General features: G+C 39.2%; 11 protein-coding genes. 8 read left to right on the top strand and 3 right to left on the bottom strand.

All coding sequences use genetic code 11. The features are described from left to right. Positions 1 to 143 precede the first annotated feature (143 nt). The gene (locus DCS32_RS01840; protein ID WP_108876745.1) at positions 144 to 1,025 is read right to left on the bottom strand and encodes an aldose 1-epimerase family protein; all 882 of its coding nucleotides are present in this window, start codon (positions 1,023 to 1,025) and stop codon (positions 144 to 146) included. Between the two features lie 247 nt (positions 1,026 to 1,272). Between DCS32_RS01840 and DCS32_RS01835 the strand changes: the two genes are divergently transcribed. Next, positions 1,273 to 7,185 carry a fibronectin type III domain-containing protein gene (locus tag DCS32_RS01835; protein ID WP_108876744.1) on the top strand — a complete coding sequence of 1,971 codons (5,913 nt, stop codon included), beginning with the start codon at positions 1,273 to 1,275 and terminating at the stop codon, positions 7,183 to 7,185. Between the two features lie 112 nt (positions 7,186 to 7,297). On the opposite strand, the gene DCS32_RS01830 is transcribed toward DCS32_RS01835, so the two are convergent. Both DCS32_RS01830 and DCS32_RS01825 read right to left on the bottom strand, forming a co-directional pair. Next, positions 7,298 to 7,480 (bottom strand): hypothetical protein, encoded by a 183-nt coding sequence (locus tag DCS32_RS01830; RefSeq protein ID WP_108876743.1) that lies wholly within the window; start codon positions 7,478 to 7,480, stop codon positions 7,298 to 7,300. 2 nt (positions 7,481 to 7,482) lie between these two features. Continuing rightward, positions 7,483 to 7,983, bottom strand: a complete 501-nt coding sequence (locus tag DCS32_RS01825; protein WP_162533574.1) for a hypothetical protein — start codon at positions 7,981 to 7,983, stop codon at positions 7,483 to 7,485. A 258-nt stretch (positions 7,984 to 8,241) separates the two neighbouring features. On the opposite strand from DCS32_RS01825, the gene DCS32_RS01820 reads away from it, so the two are divergent. The 7 genes from DCS32_RS01820 (at position 8,242) to DCS32_RS01790 (ending at position 16,227) form a co-directional block, all read left to right on the top strand. Then, the gene (locus DCS32_RS01820; protein ID WP_013751485.1) at positions 8,242 to 9,876 is read left to right on the top strand and encodes a TldD/PmbA family protein; all 1,635 of its coding nucleotides are present in this window, start codon (positions 8,242 to 8,244) and stop codon (positions 9,874 to 9,876) included. A gap of 26 nt (positions 9,877 to 9,902) precedes the next feature. Then, on the top strand, positions 9,903 to 11,219 hold the full coding sequence (locus DCS32_RS01815; RefSeq protein ID WP_108876741.1) for a TldD/PmbA family protein: 1,317 nt from the start codon (positions 9,903 to 9,905) through the stop codon (positions 11,217 to 11,219). 202 nt (positions 11,220 to 11,421) lie between these two features. Continuing rightward, entirely contained in the window at positions 11,422 to 11,868 is a 447-nt protein-coding gene (locus DCS32_RS01810; protein WP_108876740.1) for a hypothetical protein, read from the top strand. After that, the gene (locus DCS32_RS01805) at positions 11,868 to 12,488 is read left to right on the top strand and encodes a DUF4159 domain-containing protein (protein WP_108876739.1); all 621 of its coding nucleotides are present in this window, start codon (positions 11,868 to 11,870) and stop codon (positions 12,486 to 12,488) included. The genes DCS32_RS01810 and DCS32_RS01805 overlap by 1 nt, the downstream gene beginning before the upstream one ends. 529 nt (positions 12,489 to 13,017) lie before the next feature. Beyond that, entirely contained in the window at positions 13,018 to 14,016 is a 999-nt protein-coding gene (locus tag DCS32_RS01800; protein WP_108876738.1) for an AAA family ATPase, read from the top strand. 26 nt (positions 14,017 to 14,042) lie between these two features. After that, entirely contained in the window at positions 14,043 to 14,939 is an 897-nt protein-coding gene (locus DCS32_RS01795; protein ID WP_108876737.1) for a DUF58 domain-containing protein, read from the top strand. A gap of 1 nt (position 14,940) precedes the next feature. Then, positions 14,941 to 16,227 (top strand): BatA domain-containing protein, encoded by a 1,287-nt coding sequence (locus tag DCS32_RS01790; RefSeq protein WP_108876736.1) that lies wholly within the window; start codon positions 14,941 to 14,943, stop codon positions 16,225 to 16,227. Positions 16,228 to 16,259 lie beyond the last annotated feature (32 nt).

Raw genomic sequence — 16,259 nt, 5'->3', positions numbered from 1 at the left:
GAGTGCTTTTAGAATATCAAGTACGCTCAAGAAGCATATAATATGGAAAGAAGATACTACTTTTCTGCTTTATCGCTCGTTTTTTTTAATAATCAGAATGCGTGATAGCTATAATTTAAGAAGTGGTCAGTGTGTCACGGCAGTCAGTTTTGCTCTATTTCGGTTTCAATAGTGATATCAAATGTTGCACCTGGCGCGAGCGTTTTATAAGAACCTTTTTTAGTGATATCAATGCTTTCATCTTCGCTATCTGGAAGCCCTAACCACGGTTCAATACACACATAATCTGCAGCGGGTTTTGACCATAAAGCAAGGTTAGGATAATCCTTAAAGCGCACGATGACTCCTTTCTTTTTATCTTTTTTACGCAGTCGTACCCAGTCATGAGTAATGTCTGTAAAGATGAGGGCATCTTCATTGAAAAGCGTTTTTGAGAGTGGTAAGAGTCCGCCATTAGTTTTGATAGATCGTTTTTTAGGAGATAATAATCCGCTATTTCCTAGCGTGCGAGACTCAAGATTAAGTGGCTCTGGAAACTCAATGATATAATCAGATAGTGCAGTATGCTCATCCAGCGGGCAAGCATAAGCAGTGTGACCACCACAGGCAAAATGCATAGGCACGGTATCATTATTTGTAACCGTATATGTCATTAACAATCGATACTCAACAAGAGTAAAGCTTACGCGAAAATGGAACTTATATGGATACTGTCGTAAGGTTTCATCTGAACTTGTGAGCGTAAAAGAACAACTAGACGCGTCTTGTTGCTGAAAATCAAGCTGCTCATTATTTCTTATAATTCCATGCTTAGTCATGGCATAGTCTTCGCCATTAAAAACCATCTTATTCTCCTTAATGTTACCAATCGCAGGAAACAACACCGGCGAACTACTTCCCCACACAGAAGAATCTATCTGCCAGATATATTCTTCACCAGTCTCCTTATTAATTAAAGAACGTATTTCTGCCCCTTTTGACGTGATAGTGCAGATGAGGTTTTCATTTTGGATGGTGTGGAGCATGGTTGAGTGTGTTGAATATGCGCAATAAAGTTAGGGAATTAATAAATTCTGAGTTTATAGTTTTTCCTTTATCAGGACGTATGTGGGGTGTTCTACATTACTATTATTATAGTTGATTTTTTATGTCAGCGCCCTATTATTCTGATATTGAGCTTTTTTTTGATGGATAATTCTTACAGATTGCATATTATTTGTAAGAATTATCCTATTTTCACGAAAATTTTTAACGAAAATTATTCTGAAGAGTATGGAAAAAATTACATTAAGATTACTTTGCTTACTGTCACTTTTAGCAACCGTGACAATTAATGCTCAGATTGAAAACAACTACGCTTTCTCAGAGAGTTTAGAGACTTATGAGCCTCTAGTAGGAGCAAATGAAAGGGTGCTTTCCCGCTTTACAGTTGGAAATGTTATCCTCCCATTTGACTTTCAGTATGCCGGCAAGGAGATTGGCAATATGAGGTTTCAAAATAATGGTGCATTAACTGTAGGATCAGTACAGCCGCAACCGAATGATCTAGCAGACCTTGGTCAGCAAGACGGTAATGGAGCTACTTCAATAATAGCACCTTTATGGGATAATAACATCAGAGCTGCACAAAACAATACAACTGCTAAACAAAAAACTTTAGTTGAAGGAATTGCTCCTAATAGAACATATACTGTGGAATGGGAAAATGTTCTTTGGGGAGATGTAGAGGGTTCTGAAGTTAGTTTTAGGGTGATTTTTGAAGAGACTACCAATAAGATTAGCTTTCTATACGGCCCAAATTCTGCAACAACTAATCAAACAGCTAGTATTGGTTTCAATACTGAATTTTCTTCTGCCCTTAGCTTTTTGAGTGTGACTCCAGGTGCAACAGCCACAATTAGCAGCACAGTTTCTAATAATGTAATTTCAACATCAAATTATCCAGGTGAAGGTACTCGTTATACTTTTGAATATATACCTCCATCTTGTGGGATTCCATCTTCATTAGATATAGATGAAAATTTATTGACACCGACAACAGCATCGGTTACTTGGACAAACGCTCAGAACGAAGTTCAATGGGATATTCTAGTAACTAATCGCGATACTCAAAATACTGCAATAGTTAATGCAAACAGCAATCCATTTAATCTTGAGGGTTTAGATCAGGATACTAAGTATAGTATTGCTATACGCTCTAATTGTCAATCAGGTGAGCTTAGTGAGTTTTCATCTCAAGTTTTTTTTAAGACTCCAGCCGTTTGTCCACAGCCTATTTCCTTAGCTGCCACAAATATTACGTTAGATAGCGCTCAATTTAATTGGTCTCCTGGTGATGCGGAGACTTCTTGGGAAGTAGCTGTCTTAGAAGTGGGAGATCCAGAGCCTTCTTCAGGAACTATGGTAGCTGTCACAAATTATCAAATTTCTAATTTGACAAAGGATACAGATTATGTGCTTTACGTCAGAGCGAACTGCGGTCTTACAGATGGTTTTAGTTTGTGGTCTACACGTAGTTTTAGAACATTAGCAACGTGTGATGCCCCTAGTGGTCTCACAGTAGATAATGTGGGGTGTTCTTCATTAGAGTTGAGCTGGGTTGAGAATAATTCTGCAACTTCTTGGGAAGTATTAGTTGAAAAACTTGGTACTTCAGAGTCATTTACTTTAAATACCTCTTCTAATCCTTATATAGTACAAGATTTAACCCCAAGTAGAACATATAGGGTTTCTGTTAAATCTATCTGCGCAGCAGATGATACTAGTAGATTTTCTCAAAGAGCTTTCGGTCGAACATTAGATGATACTGAAGCACCTGTGGCTAGCGCAAATGATATTACTGTCCAACTTGATGTACTAGGGAATGTTACTATACAAGCAAGTGATATAGATAATGGCTCTACAGATAATTGTGAGATTGCCTCAATTTCTGTAGCACCAAACACATTTGATTGTGCTAGTGTAGGAACGCCACAAACAGTAGTGTTAACAGTAACAGATGTTTCTGGAAAGAGAGACACTGCTGAGGCAACGGTAACCGTAGAAGATACAATGGCACCAACTGCAATTGCTCAAGATCTCACAGTACAGTTAGACGCTTCAGGAACGGTTTCAATTTTAGCATCCGCTATTGATAACGGATCTTCAGATAACTGCTCGGTTAGTACATTGACAGTTAGTCCAAACACATTTGATTGTGCTAGTGTAGGAACACCACAAACAGTGTTGTTAACAGTAACAGATGCTTCTGGAAATACTGATACAGCTCAGGCAACAGTTACGGTAGAAGATACAGTTGCACCAACTGCAATTGCTCAAGATATCACCGTACAGTTAGACGCTTCAGGGACGGTTTCAATTGTAGCATCCGCTATTGATAACGGATCATCAGATAACTGCTCGGTTAGTACATTGACAGTTAGTCCAAACACATTTGATTGTGCTAGTGTAGGAACACCACAAACAGTGTTGTTAACAGTAACAGATGCTTCTGGAAACAGTGATACAGCTCAAGCAACAGTAACAGTAGAAGACACGATGGCTCCAACCGCAATTGCTCAAGATATTACCGTACAGCTAGACGCTTCAGGAACGGTTTCAATTGTAGCATCCGCTATTGATAACGGATCATCAGATAATTGCTCGGTTAGTACATTGACAGTTAGTCCAAACACATTTGATTGTGCTAGTGTAGGAACACCACAAACGGTGGTATTAACAGTAACAGATGCTTCTGGAAATACTGATACAGCTCAGGCAACAGTTACGGTAGAAGATACAGTTGCACCAACTGCAATTGCTCAAGATATTACAGTACAGTTAGACGCTTCAGGGACGGTTTCAATTGTAGCATCCGCTATTGATAACGGATCATCAGATAACTGCTCGGTTAATACATTGACAGTTACACCAAACACATTTGATTGTGCTAGTGTAGGAACACCACAAACAGTGGTGTTAACAGTAACAGATGCTTCTGGAAACAGTGATACTGCCGAGGCAACAGTAACAGTAGAAGACACGATGGCTCCAACTGCAATTGCTCAAGATCTCACAGTACAGTTAGACGCTTCAGGAACGGTTTCAATTGTAGCATCCGCTATTGATAACGGATCATCAGATAACTGCTCGGTTAGTACATTGACAGTTAGTCCAAACACATTTGATTGTGCTAGTGTAGGAACACCACAAACAGTGTTGTTAACAGTAACAGATGCTTCTGGAAATACTGATACTGCCGAGGCAACAGTAACAGTAGAAGACACGATGGCTCCAACCGCAATTGCTCAAGATATTACCGTACAGCTAGACGCTTCAGGAACGGTTTCAATTGTAGCATCCGCTATTGATAACGGATCATCAGATAACTGCTCGGTTAGTACATTGACAGTTAGTCCAAACACATTTGATTGTGCTAGTGTAGGAACACCACAAACAGTGTTGTTAACAGTAACAGATGCTTCTGGAAATACTGATACAGCTCAGGCAACAGTTACGGTAGAAGATACAGTTGCACCAACTGCAATTGCTCAAGATATCACCGTACAGTTAGACGCTTCAGGGACGGTTTCAATTGTAGCATCCGCTATTGATAACGGATCTTCAGATAACTGCTCGGTTAGTACATTGACAGTTAGTCCAAACACATTTGATTGTGCTAGTGTAGGAACACCACAAACAGTGTTGTTAACAGTAACAGATGCTTCTGGAAACAGTGATACTGCCGAGGCAACAGTAACAGTAGAAGACACGATGGCTCCAACCGCAATTGCTCAAGATATTACCGTACAGCTAGACGCTTCAGGAACGGTTTCAATTGTAGCATCCGCTATTGATAACGGATCATCAGATAATTGCTCGGTTAGTACATTGACAGTTAGTCCAAACACATTTGATTGTGCTAGTGTAGGAACACCACAAACGGTGGTATTAACAGTAACAGATGCTTCTGGAAATACTGATACTGCCGAGGCAACAGTTACGGTAGAAGATACAGTTGCACCAACTGCAATTGCTCAAGATATTACAGTACAGTTAGACGCTTCAGGGACGGTTTCAATTGTAGCATCCGCTATTGATAACGGATCATCAGATAACTGCTCGGTTAATACATTGACAGTTACACCAAACACATTTGATTGTGCTAGTGTAGGAACACCACAAACAGTGGTGTTAACAGTAACAGATGCTTCTGGAAACAGTGATACTGCCGAGGCAACAGTAACAGTAGAAGACACGATGGCTCCAACTGCAATTGCTCAAGATCTCACAGTACAGTTAGACGCTTCAGGAACGGTTTCAATTGTAGCATCCGCTATTGATAACGGATCATCAGATAACTGCTCGGTTAGTACATTGACAGTTAGTCCAAACACATTTGATTGTGCTAGTGTAGGAACACCACAAACAGTGTTGTTAACAGTAACAGATGCTTCTGGAAACAGTGATACTGCCGAGGCAACAGTAACAGTAGAAGACACGATGGCTCCAACCGCAATTGCTCAAGATATTACCGTACAGCTAGACGCTTCAGGGACGGTTTCAATTGTAGCATCCGCTATTGATAACGGATCATCAGATAACTGCTCGGTTAGTACATTGACAGTTAGTCCAAACACATTTGATTGTGCTAGTGTAGGAACACCACAAACGGTGGTATTAACAGTAACAGATGCTTCTGGAAATACTGATACAGCTCAGGCAACAGTTACGGTAGAAGATACAGTTGCACCAACTGCAATTGCTCAAGATATTACAGTACAGTTAGACGCTTCAGGGACGGTTTCAATTGTAGCATCCGCTATTGATAACGGATCTTCAGATAACTGCTCGGTTAGTACATTGACAGTTAGTCCAAACACATTTGATTGTGCTAGTGTAGGAACACCACAAACAGTGGTGTTAACAGTAACAGATGCTTCTGGAAACAGTGATACTGCCGAGGCAACAGTAACAGTAGAAGACACGATGGCTCCAACCGCAATTGCTCAAGATATTACCGTACAGCTAGACGCTTCAGGGACGGTTTCAATTGTAGCATCCGCTATTGATAACGGATCTTCAGATAACTGCTCGGTTAGTACATTGACAGTTAGTCCAAACACATTTGATTGTGCTAGTGTAGGAACACCACAAACGGTGGTATTAACAGTAACAGATGCTTCTGGAAATACTGATACAGCTCAGGCAACAGTTACGGTAGAAGATACAGTTGCACCAACTGCAATTGCTCAAGATATTACAGTACAGTTAGACGCTTCAGGAACGGTTTCAATTGTAGCATCCGCTATTGATAACGGATCTTCAGATAACTGCTCGGTTAGTACATTGACAGTTAGTCCAAACACATTTGATTGTGCTAGTGTAGGAACACCACAAACAGTGTTGTTAACAGTAACAGATGCTTCTGGAAATACTGATACAGCTCAGGCAACAGTTACGGTAGAAGATACAGTTGCACCAACTGCAATTGCTCAAGATATTACCGTACAGCTAGACGCTTCAGGAACAGTTTCAATTTTAGCATCCGCTATTGATAACGGATCTACGGATAACTGCTCTATTAGTACATTGACAGTTAGTCCAAACACATTTGATTGTGCTAGTGTAGGAACACCACAAACGGTGGTGTTAACAGTAACAGATGCTTCTGGAAATACTGATACAGCTCAAGCAACAGTTACGGTAGAAGATACAGTTGCACCAACTGCAAATTGTGTAGCGCCATTTACCCTAGATTTAGATGATTCAGGTACAGCGACAATAACTAGTGCTGACATTAATGATATGTCGAGCGATAATTGTGCTATTGAATCTGTTACAATTGATGTTACCACATTTACTGTAGACAACGTTGGAGATAATATAATTACGCTAACAATTACTGATTTGAGTGGTAATATATCCACCTGTTCTACGGTAGTCACTATTTCGGATCCTACTCTTTCAACTGAAGAAATAGTTGCTCCGAGTTTTGAATTTTATCCTAACCCTACAATAGATTTTATTTATTTTTCAAAAGAAATACAATCTTTGAAAATTTATGATATGTCTGGGAAATATGTGTTTAGTAGTAGTTCTGTTAGTAAGAGCTTTGATGTGTCTAGATTACCTTCTGGTTTGTACATATTAGAAATAAAGGGAACAGACAGTAAAACCGTACTAAAAAAGATGATTAAAAGATAATTGAGAATTGTAAGCTTTCTTATCGATTTATTAATCAATACAGATAAGTTAGAGAATAGAATTTTAATTATTTAGTATTAAACCCTCGATTCTTTTATGAATCGAGGGTTTTCTATTTATTCTCCTTGACATTACCAATCGCAGGAAACAACACCGGCGAACTACTTCCCCATACAGAAGGGTCTATCTGCCAGATGTATTCTTCACCAGTCTCCTTATTAATTAAGGAACGTATCTCTGCACCTTTAGAAGTAATAGTACAGATGAGGTTTTCGTTTTGGATGGTGTGGAGCATGGTTACATTTTTCGTGTTGGATTGTCTATATGTGCATTATCATGATTTTTTACTTCCCAAATTAAAACAATAGCCACGATTACATATCTAAATATAGGAGCTAATGCTAGGTTTGCTAGAAGTTTTAAATTTTCTTTTTTTAGCTCATAGTAGTTGTCAAATTCAGTTGGAAAAGTACTAATCAAAAAACCAGTTCCATAGAAGGATGATAGAAATTGTAATAGCATAATTATAAAAAATATTGAAATCAAACTAAACAACCATTTCTTATCATTTATGATAATGGTTGATTTGACAAGTTTCAAACATAATATAATACCGATTGTAAAAATAATGGTGCCCATTACTTCTGGTACCCATAAAGGACTTATCGAATTAGAGAAATAAATTATTAGAAATTGTTCTAGCACATATTTGATTAAGTGAGCGAATTCTAAAATTGAGGATAGACCAAATGCTCCTATTCCTAAAAGGCTTATAAGTGTGTGTTTATTTATTTCCAAAGCAGTCTTTTTTATAAATCTACGTGGTTTCTTTAGGATTTCAACTTTTATGCACAATTTTAATCGGCTGTACCCTCTGTTTATATGAATGGAGAATATGTTTGAGAAATCACATTTTCGCGAAAGAGTAAAATTTTAAGATATAATTAGCATTTATCCTACAAGACACCTTAACATAAATTCTGATATTATACTGCTTTTAATAATTATATGTTAAAAACGCAATAAAACAAACAATTCAACAAAACCTAAGACCTTATGAAAAGACGAAATTTTGTCCAACTCGCTGGTATGGGAGCAGGTGCCTTAATGGTGCCATCGATGATGCTGGGAAACAATATCCCAACAGAAGCACTGCTCGAACCAGGAATGGACGTACTGCTTAAAAAACAAATGGCAGATGTCGCCCTTAATACGGCAAAAGGTTTAGGTGCTTCATATGCAGATGCTAGAATAGGGAGATACCTAAACCAGTTTGTGCGCACACGTGAAGATAAAGTGCAAGGCGTTGTAAATACCGAATCTTTTGGGATAGGGATACGCGTGATTGCAAATGGTACTTGGGGTTTTGCATCTACTAATGATGTAACGCCAGATGGTATCCAGAAGGCAACAGAGCAAGCTGTAGCAATTGCTAAGGCTAACTCAAAATTCCAAACCAACCCAGTAGTGCTAGCTCCAGAAGCTTCCTACGGTGAGGTGAGCTGGAAAACGCCAATAAAAAAAGACTTTAAAGAAGTACCGGTATCTGAGAAGGTAGAGTTGTTGCTTACGGCAAATGCTGCTGCGCAGTCTAATGGAGCCAACTTTGTAAACTCTGCACTCTTTATGGTAAATGAGCAAAAGTATTTTGCCTCTACCGAAGGGTCATATATTGATCAAGATGTACATCGTATTTGGCCTACATTTGGCGTGACGGCTGTAGGTGGTGGTAAGTTTAAAACTCGCCAAGCGATGAGTGCTCCTATGGGACTTGGTTACGAATACCTAGATGGTCTTGAGTCAGAAAAACTTGAAGGACCACAAGGATTAAAATTATATAGAAATAGCTATGATATTATAGAAGATGCTGCCATGGCAGCAAAGCAGGCTAAAGAAATGCTTACGGCAAAGTCTGTAGATGCTGGAAAATATGATCTTGTACTAGAGCCTAATCACTTAGGTCTTACCATTCACGAGTCTGTAGGTCACCCTACAGAGCTAGATCGTGTACTTGGATATGAGGCAAATTATGCAGGAACAAGTTTTGCAACCATAGATAAGTGGAAGTCTAAAAACTTTAAATATGGTAGCGACCTTGTAAACATAGTGGCAGATAAGCAACAAGTGGGATCACTAGGAGCTGTAGGCTGGGATGATGAAGGTGTAAAAACCAAGCAATGGGATATCATACGTAATGGTGTGCTGGTAAATTACCAAGCAATACGTGACCAAGTGCAAATGATAGATCAGAACGAATCTCATGGATGTTGTTATGCTCAAAGTTGGAACGATGTACAGTTCCAGCGTATGCCTAATATCTCGCTAGAGCCAGGTAAAGAGCCGTATTCTATTAATGATATGATTAAGGATGTAGAAAAAGGAATCTACATTGCAGGTCGTGGATCTTATTCTATAGACCAGCAGCGATATAACTTCCAGTTTGGTGGTACCATGTATTACGAGATTAAGGATGGAAAAATAGTTGGGATGCTTAATGATGTAGCATACCAATCTAATACACAGGAGTTCTGGAACTCTTGTGCAAAAATATGTGATCAGAGTGACTACCGTCTCTTTGGATCATTCTTCGACGGGAAAGGGCAGCCTTCACAAGTGAGCGCAGTATCACATGGAAGTGCCACGACACGATTTAATGATATTAATGTGATCAACACGGGTCGTAACGTTTAATCGTCAATTTTTAAAGAAGAAACACAATGGGAATATTTTCAAAAGAAGAGGCAAAAAAAGTGATGGAGAAAGCAATGAGCTTCTCTACTGCAGATGCCTGCGTTATAAATTTAGGCGGTAGCGAGAGTGGTAACATCCGTTATGCACGTAACTCTGTTTCTACCTCAGGGCACCAGTCTAACCAGAGTCTTGCGGTCACTGCAAGTTTTGGTAAAAAATCAGGTACAGCAACCATAGACGAGTTTGATGATGCGTCACTTGAAAAAGTGGTAAAACGTGCAGAAGAACTAGCAAAGCTTGCTCCAGAAAATCCTGAGTTCATGCAGCCACTAGGGCCACAAACCTATGAGGAGTCTAAAACGTATGTAGAAGCTACGGCAAACATGACTCCAGAGTATAGAGCACAAGTAGCAGAGAGCAGCATTCAACCTGCCAAAGCAAATGATGTAACCGCAGCTGGTTTTCTCGATGGTGGTGCAGGCTTTAGCGCGATGATGAATTCTAACGGACTGTTTGCTTATAACAAGTCGACTAACGTTGAGTTTACAGTAACCATGCGATCTAATGATGGTACCGGTTCTGGATGGGTGACAAGAGATTTTAATGATGTGTCAAAATTTGACGCAGCCGAAGCTTCAAAAGTTGCTATTGATAAGGCAGTAATGTCTCGAGAAGCAAAAGCAATCGAGCCAGGAAAGTACACCGTGATTCTTGAGCCATCGGCTGGATTAGGACTACTAGAAGGCTTAGGTGGTTCTATAAGTGCACGATCTGCAGATGAGGGAAGAAGCTTCATGTCTAAAGAAGGTGGAGGCACTAAGATGGGTGTCAAAATTGTAGATGAGCGTGTAAACCTGTGGTCAGACCCTCTTAATGAAGAAGTGCCAGCAGGTACTTGGAACGGAGAAGGGCAGCCGCTTAAAAAGACGAGCTGGATAGAAAACGGAGTGGTAAAAAACCTTGCGTATGATCGTTTCTGGGCACAAGAAAAAGGCGTAGAGCCAGTCCCTTTTCCTAGTAATTTTATCATGGGTGGTGGTGATGCATCTCTAGAAGATCTCATCAAGTCTACAAAGAAAGGAATCCTCGTTACTAGGCTATGGTACATACGTTCTGTAGATCCTCAAACGCTATTATATACAGGTCTCACCCGCGACGGAACTTTTTACATTGAGAACGGAAAAATCAAGTATCCTGTAAAGAACTTCCGCTTTAATGAGAGTCCTATTATTATGCTTAATAATCTAGAAACTCTTGGCAAGCAAGTACGCGTAGATGGTAGTTTAATCCCGTATATGAAAATACGTGACTTTACTTTTACCAGTCTTTCAGATGCTGTATAAAAACGTATAAATTATATAAAACTGGTTATCACAAAAGTGGTAGCCAGTTTTTATTTTAGGTTCGCTTTCGCGAAAATATTAATCTGGAGATGTCATCACGTTGAAAATAGTTGCATTTTCGTTATTATTAGTTTGTTTTTTAATCATGTCCTGTCAAGAAAAATCTGCTTTTTTAACTAATTGTCTGTGTAAACAGATAGATGTGAAAAAAGGGATTAGAGTAGATGATAATATTGGGCGATTTAGTTTTGAGGTTCCAAATGAAGATTGGGCGCCATATTTTCATAAAGATTATTTAGGTAATGGCGTCACGGTAGGCTTAGTTGATGGGGATAATTTTAAAACCTTTAGTGTTATTGAACTAACGAAAGCTGAGAATTGGCTTAGTAAAGAGAATACTCAAACTGATATTGAAGCAAATTTTAACATTATCGAGTCGGGGCGCATTGTTGTTAATGGTCAGGAATCTCTTTGGAATTTAGCAGATTTTAATACTGATTCGGTGCAATCTTTATCTCTTTATGTGACTGTTGAATATCCTACCGAAAACTGGTTTTACACGTTAAACCTTTCTGTGAGTACAGATGAATATGGTAAAAAAGATTTGTGTGAACTTGAAAATCTAATTTTAAGCTTTAGAACAAACTAATGAATAACAAATTCTTCTTTACGCGTTTGCAATACGAATCTGGAGACTGGGACGTAGATCAGCGTATGCCATCTAATTTGCTCAACTCATTGGTAGAGTATACCACTCTTGCAGTAGATACTAAGGAGAACATTATCTCACTAGCGAGTGATGAGATTTTTAAATGTCCGTTCTGTTACATCTCAGGACATAAGCTTGTACAGTTTACTAAGAAGGAAAAAGAGAATTTTAAAAAATATATAGAAAACGGAGGTTTTGTTTTTGCAGATGACTGCAATCATGACATCGATGGATTATTTGCCAAATCATTTGAGCGCCAGATGGAAGAGATTTTTGGTCAAGATGCACTCAAAAAGATACCTAACGATCACGAGATTTATAACGTATTCTTTGAGTTTGAAGACGGTCCACCCACCACAAGTCAAGAACTAAACGGCTGGGGAGATGATCTTGTACATGAATACTTAAAAGCCATTGAAGTCAATGGAAGAATAGGAGTACTGTACAGCAACAAAGACTACGGCTGCGAGTGGGATTACGATTTTAGAAACAAACGTTGGTATAAAATTGATAACACCAGATTTGGAGTGAATATCGTGATGTATGCGTTGACATCATAGATCACCAACATCTCCCTGACTCCCTCTTCAAAGAGGTACACTGTTGCGAGAAGAGTTTGCTTTTGCTTTGCAAAAAGCAACATAAAAGTTCCCCTCTTCGAAGAGGGGTTAGGGGAGATGTTTTTACAGTAGAAGCTAAGATTAAGAATATAATATTGGAAAGAAAAACCAAACCTAGAATTTTCCACCCTTCAGGGTTGGGGAAAGAAAATTCGGAAGGAGAAGGTGAACTTTTTTCGCGAAGTGAAAACAACCCGCAAACATCTCCCTGATTCCCTCTTCAAAGAGGGACACTGTTGCGAAGAAAAGTTGCTTTTGCTTTGCAAAAAACAACATAAAAATTCCCCTCTTTGAAGAGGGGTTAGGGGAGATGTTTTTGCAGGAGTAGCTAAGAGAAAGAGAATGATGTTTTTGCAGGAGAAGCTAAGATTAAGAATATAATATTGGAAAGAACAAACAAGTCCAGAATTTTCCACCCTTTAGGATCGGGGAAAGAAAATTCGGAACAGAGATTTAATAAGGTAACACTATGAATAACACACTAAGCGAATTACAACAAGAAGTAACCACACTTACGGGAAAGCTTAAGGATCTTAAGAAAGAGATCGCAAAGGTGATTATAGGTCAGGAGGAAACGGTGGAGCAATTGCTTATTACCTTTCTTGCTGGTGGTCATGCATTGCTTGAAGGAGTTCCGGGGCTTGCAAAAACCTTGATGATTCGCACCTTGTCGCAGGCAATAGACTTGGATTTTAAACGTATCCAGTTTACGCCAGATTTAATGCCTTCAGATATTATTGGGACAGAGATTTTGGAAGAAGATCAGGCTACAGGTAAAAAGTTTTTCGAATTCAAGAAGGGACCTATTTTTGCAAATATCATCCTAGCAGATGAGATTAACCGTACTCCGCCAAAAACACAAGCTGCATTACTAGAAGCGATGCAAGAATTTGAGGTAACCTATTCGGGTAAAACCTATAGTCTTGAGCGTCCATTTTTCATTCTCGCAACTCAAAACCCTATTGAGCAATCGGGTACATTTCCATTACCAGAAGCGCAGCAGGACCGTTTCTTATTCTACATCAAAATAGGATATCCTACAGCAGCAGAGGAAACTCATATTTTAAAAAGTACTACGAGTGGCGTTAAGCAAACAGTACATCCTGTACTCACAGGAGCAAATATTTTACGATTACAGCAACTTGTAAGAGAGGTGCCCATAAGCGATAATCTTATTGAATTTGTAAGTACGATAGTACGTGCAACGAGACCAGATAACACTACAAATGAATATGTAAAACAATGGGTAGGCTGGGGCGCAGGTCCAAGAGCTGGGCAGGCTATGATACTCACCGCAAAAGCCAGAGCACTCTCACAAGGAAGAATGGCAGTAACGCTAGATGATATTAAAAACGTGGCCTTACCAGTATTACGTCATAGAGTGATTGTCAACTTCAAGGCCGAGGCCGAGGGGATCACATCAGACCAAGTAACGACTCACTTACTTAGAGAAATAAACTTAGCTTAATCACCAAAATAGCAGCAAAGAAGACTATGCCAAAAGACGATTATAAATCGCTACTTAAACCCGAAGTGATAAACAGAGTTTCTGGATTATCACTTATTTCGCGCGTTATCGTAGACGGTTATTTGTCTGGACTCAATAAAAGTAGGCGAGTAGGGGCTGGATTAGAATTTAGTCAGTATCGAGGGTATGAGCCTGGTGATGACCTCAGGTTACTAGACTGGAAAATGCTTGCTCGTTCTGGTAGATATTACATCAAGCAGTCAGAGATAGATACTCATATTTCTGTGAGATTTATAGTAGACGCAAGTATGTCTATGCTTCATAAGGAAGATGATATTTCAAAAATCGAGTATGCAAATGTACTAGTGGCAAGTCTTGCGCACCTAGCACAAACGCAAGGCGATGCGATAGGTTTGCTTACGGTAAACAATCAAAAATTAGAAGCATTGCAGCCGGCTATTGGGAAGCAGCATTTTAATAGATTCTTGTACCAATTATTGCAATTAAAAAATCAAGGCTCTTGGCCTCAACAGTTGGCTAGTGAGAAGCTCCACAATCGTAGTCATAAGGAGCTTATATTCTTTATTACAGATTTTTATGAAAAGGATGAGGAAATTATAACAATGATTAAACAGCTTAAAACTGCCAGAAACGAAGTCGCAGTATTGCACTTGCTGGGCAAGAGCGAACTAGAATTTGATTACAAAGGACAAGTGATTTTTGAAGATCTTGAAACTGGTGCAAAGGTGAAAGTTAACGCAAAGGATGCAAAAACTACTTATTTAGAAGCGCTAGAGCAATCTATAAAAACTACTAAGGAAGCGTTACTTGCTAGCGGTATTGACTATGAGTTATTTTCACTAGAAGACCATATTGGCGAAGCACTCCACTTATTCTTAAAAAAGCGTAGCGCTATTTTTTGATATGATACTACTACAGCCATCATATCTCTGGGGACTACTCGCACTCGCGATCCCAATTATCATCCACATGTGGAGCCGCAAGAAGGTGCGCACCATAAAAGTGGGCAGTATACAATTTATCGCGCCCACAAAATCTAAAGAGAGTAATAGTATCCAGCTAAATGAATGGTGGCTGCTACTATTGCGTTGCTTGATCATTAGCACGCTAGTTGTGATTCTTGCAGAACCTCATATTACAAAAGCTCCCGATAAGGAGGAGGTTGCTTATCTTTTCGAACCTTCGTTACTTTCCACAGTAGATGGTCTGGCGAGATTTGCACAAATACCGATGGAAGGAAGGCGATTATTACAAGAAGATTTTCCACTGTGGGAGACTGGAGATGTAATAACAAATAAAGAGGCGGTGCCTAATTATTGGCAGCTCGCTATAGAGATGGAAGAGTTAGCTGCAGATAGTATTGTGGTTTTTACACACGCTTTCGCGAAAGCGTTAAAAGGCAAAAGACCCACTATAAAAAAAAATATCACTTGGATTCCTGTGGAAACTTCCAGACAGAATGAGCAGTCACTAGTCGCAATTGCTCGTAAGGATAGTTTAGAAATCATTAATGTGTTAAGCGAGGCGCAACTACTTAGTATAAATAAAGAGAAAGTAGCGATACGTGATGCAGCATTAAATCTTGCAAAAGACAGCGTCGAGATCAGAACGAATGGTAATTCTAGAACCATTGCTATAAAAGAGTATTTTCCTATTGAGATTACAATTATCTATAATAAAAAACATGATGCCGAACGTAGTTATCTAGAGGCTGCCTTACGTGCGATTAGTCAGTTTACTCAGAGAGAGATTACAATTACCACTGTTTCAGATAGAGAAGAAATAGATGCAACGACTCTAGATTATTTGATTGACTTGAGTGATAATCCTATGGTAGCTAGCGATACGCCTACGTTATATTATCGTCCAGGAGAAATCGCAAATTCGCTTATTGAACCAGGACCTACAGCAACTACGTCGATACTGACAAAGAAACTAACGCCAAAACTCATTACCGAAGAGCCGCTAGTAACACAATTACTTACATGGCTTAATCTTGACCAAGAGTTAAATACACAAATAGCAGACCTTGATAATCGGGTAATGAGTTTAGAGCAACTGCAAACCATTAATATACCCGCTATATCCAAGAAAAAAGAGGTAAAAGCAGATATGTCAAGTACTTTCTGGGTGTTGCTTTTAGTACTTCTCGTAAGCGAGCGCATACTCTCTAGAATACGTAAACAATAATGCAAGAAGGGAAACAACTCATAAAGATTTAC

The sequence above is a fragment of the Dokdonia sp. Dokd-P16 genome (genome assembly GCF_003095655.1).
Classification (GTDB): domain Bacteria; phylum Bacteroidota; class Bacteroidia; order Flavobacteriales; family Flavobacteriaceae; genus Dokdonia.
Note: the sequence above shows the minus strand (reverse complement) of the source record. Positions and strands in the feature narration are given on the sequence as shown.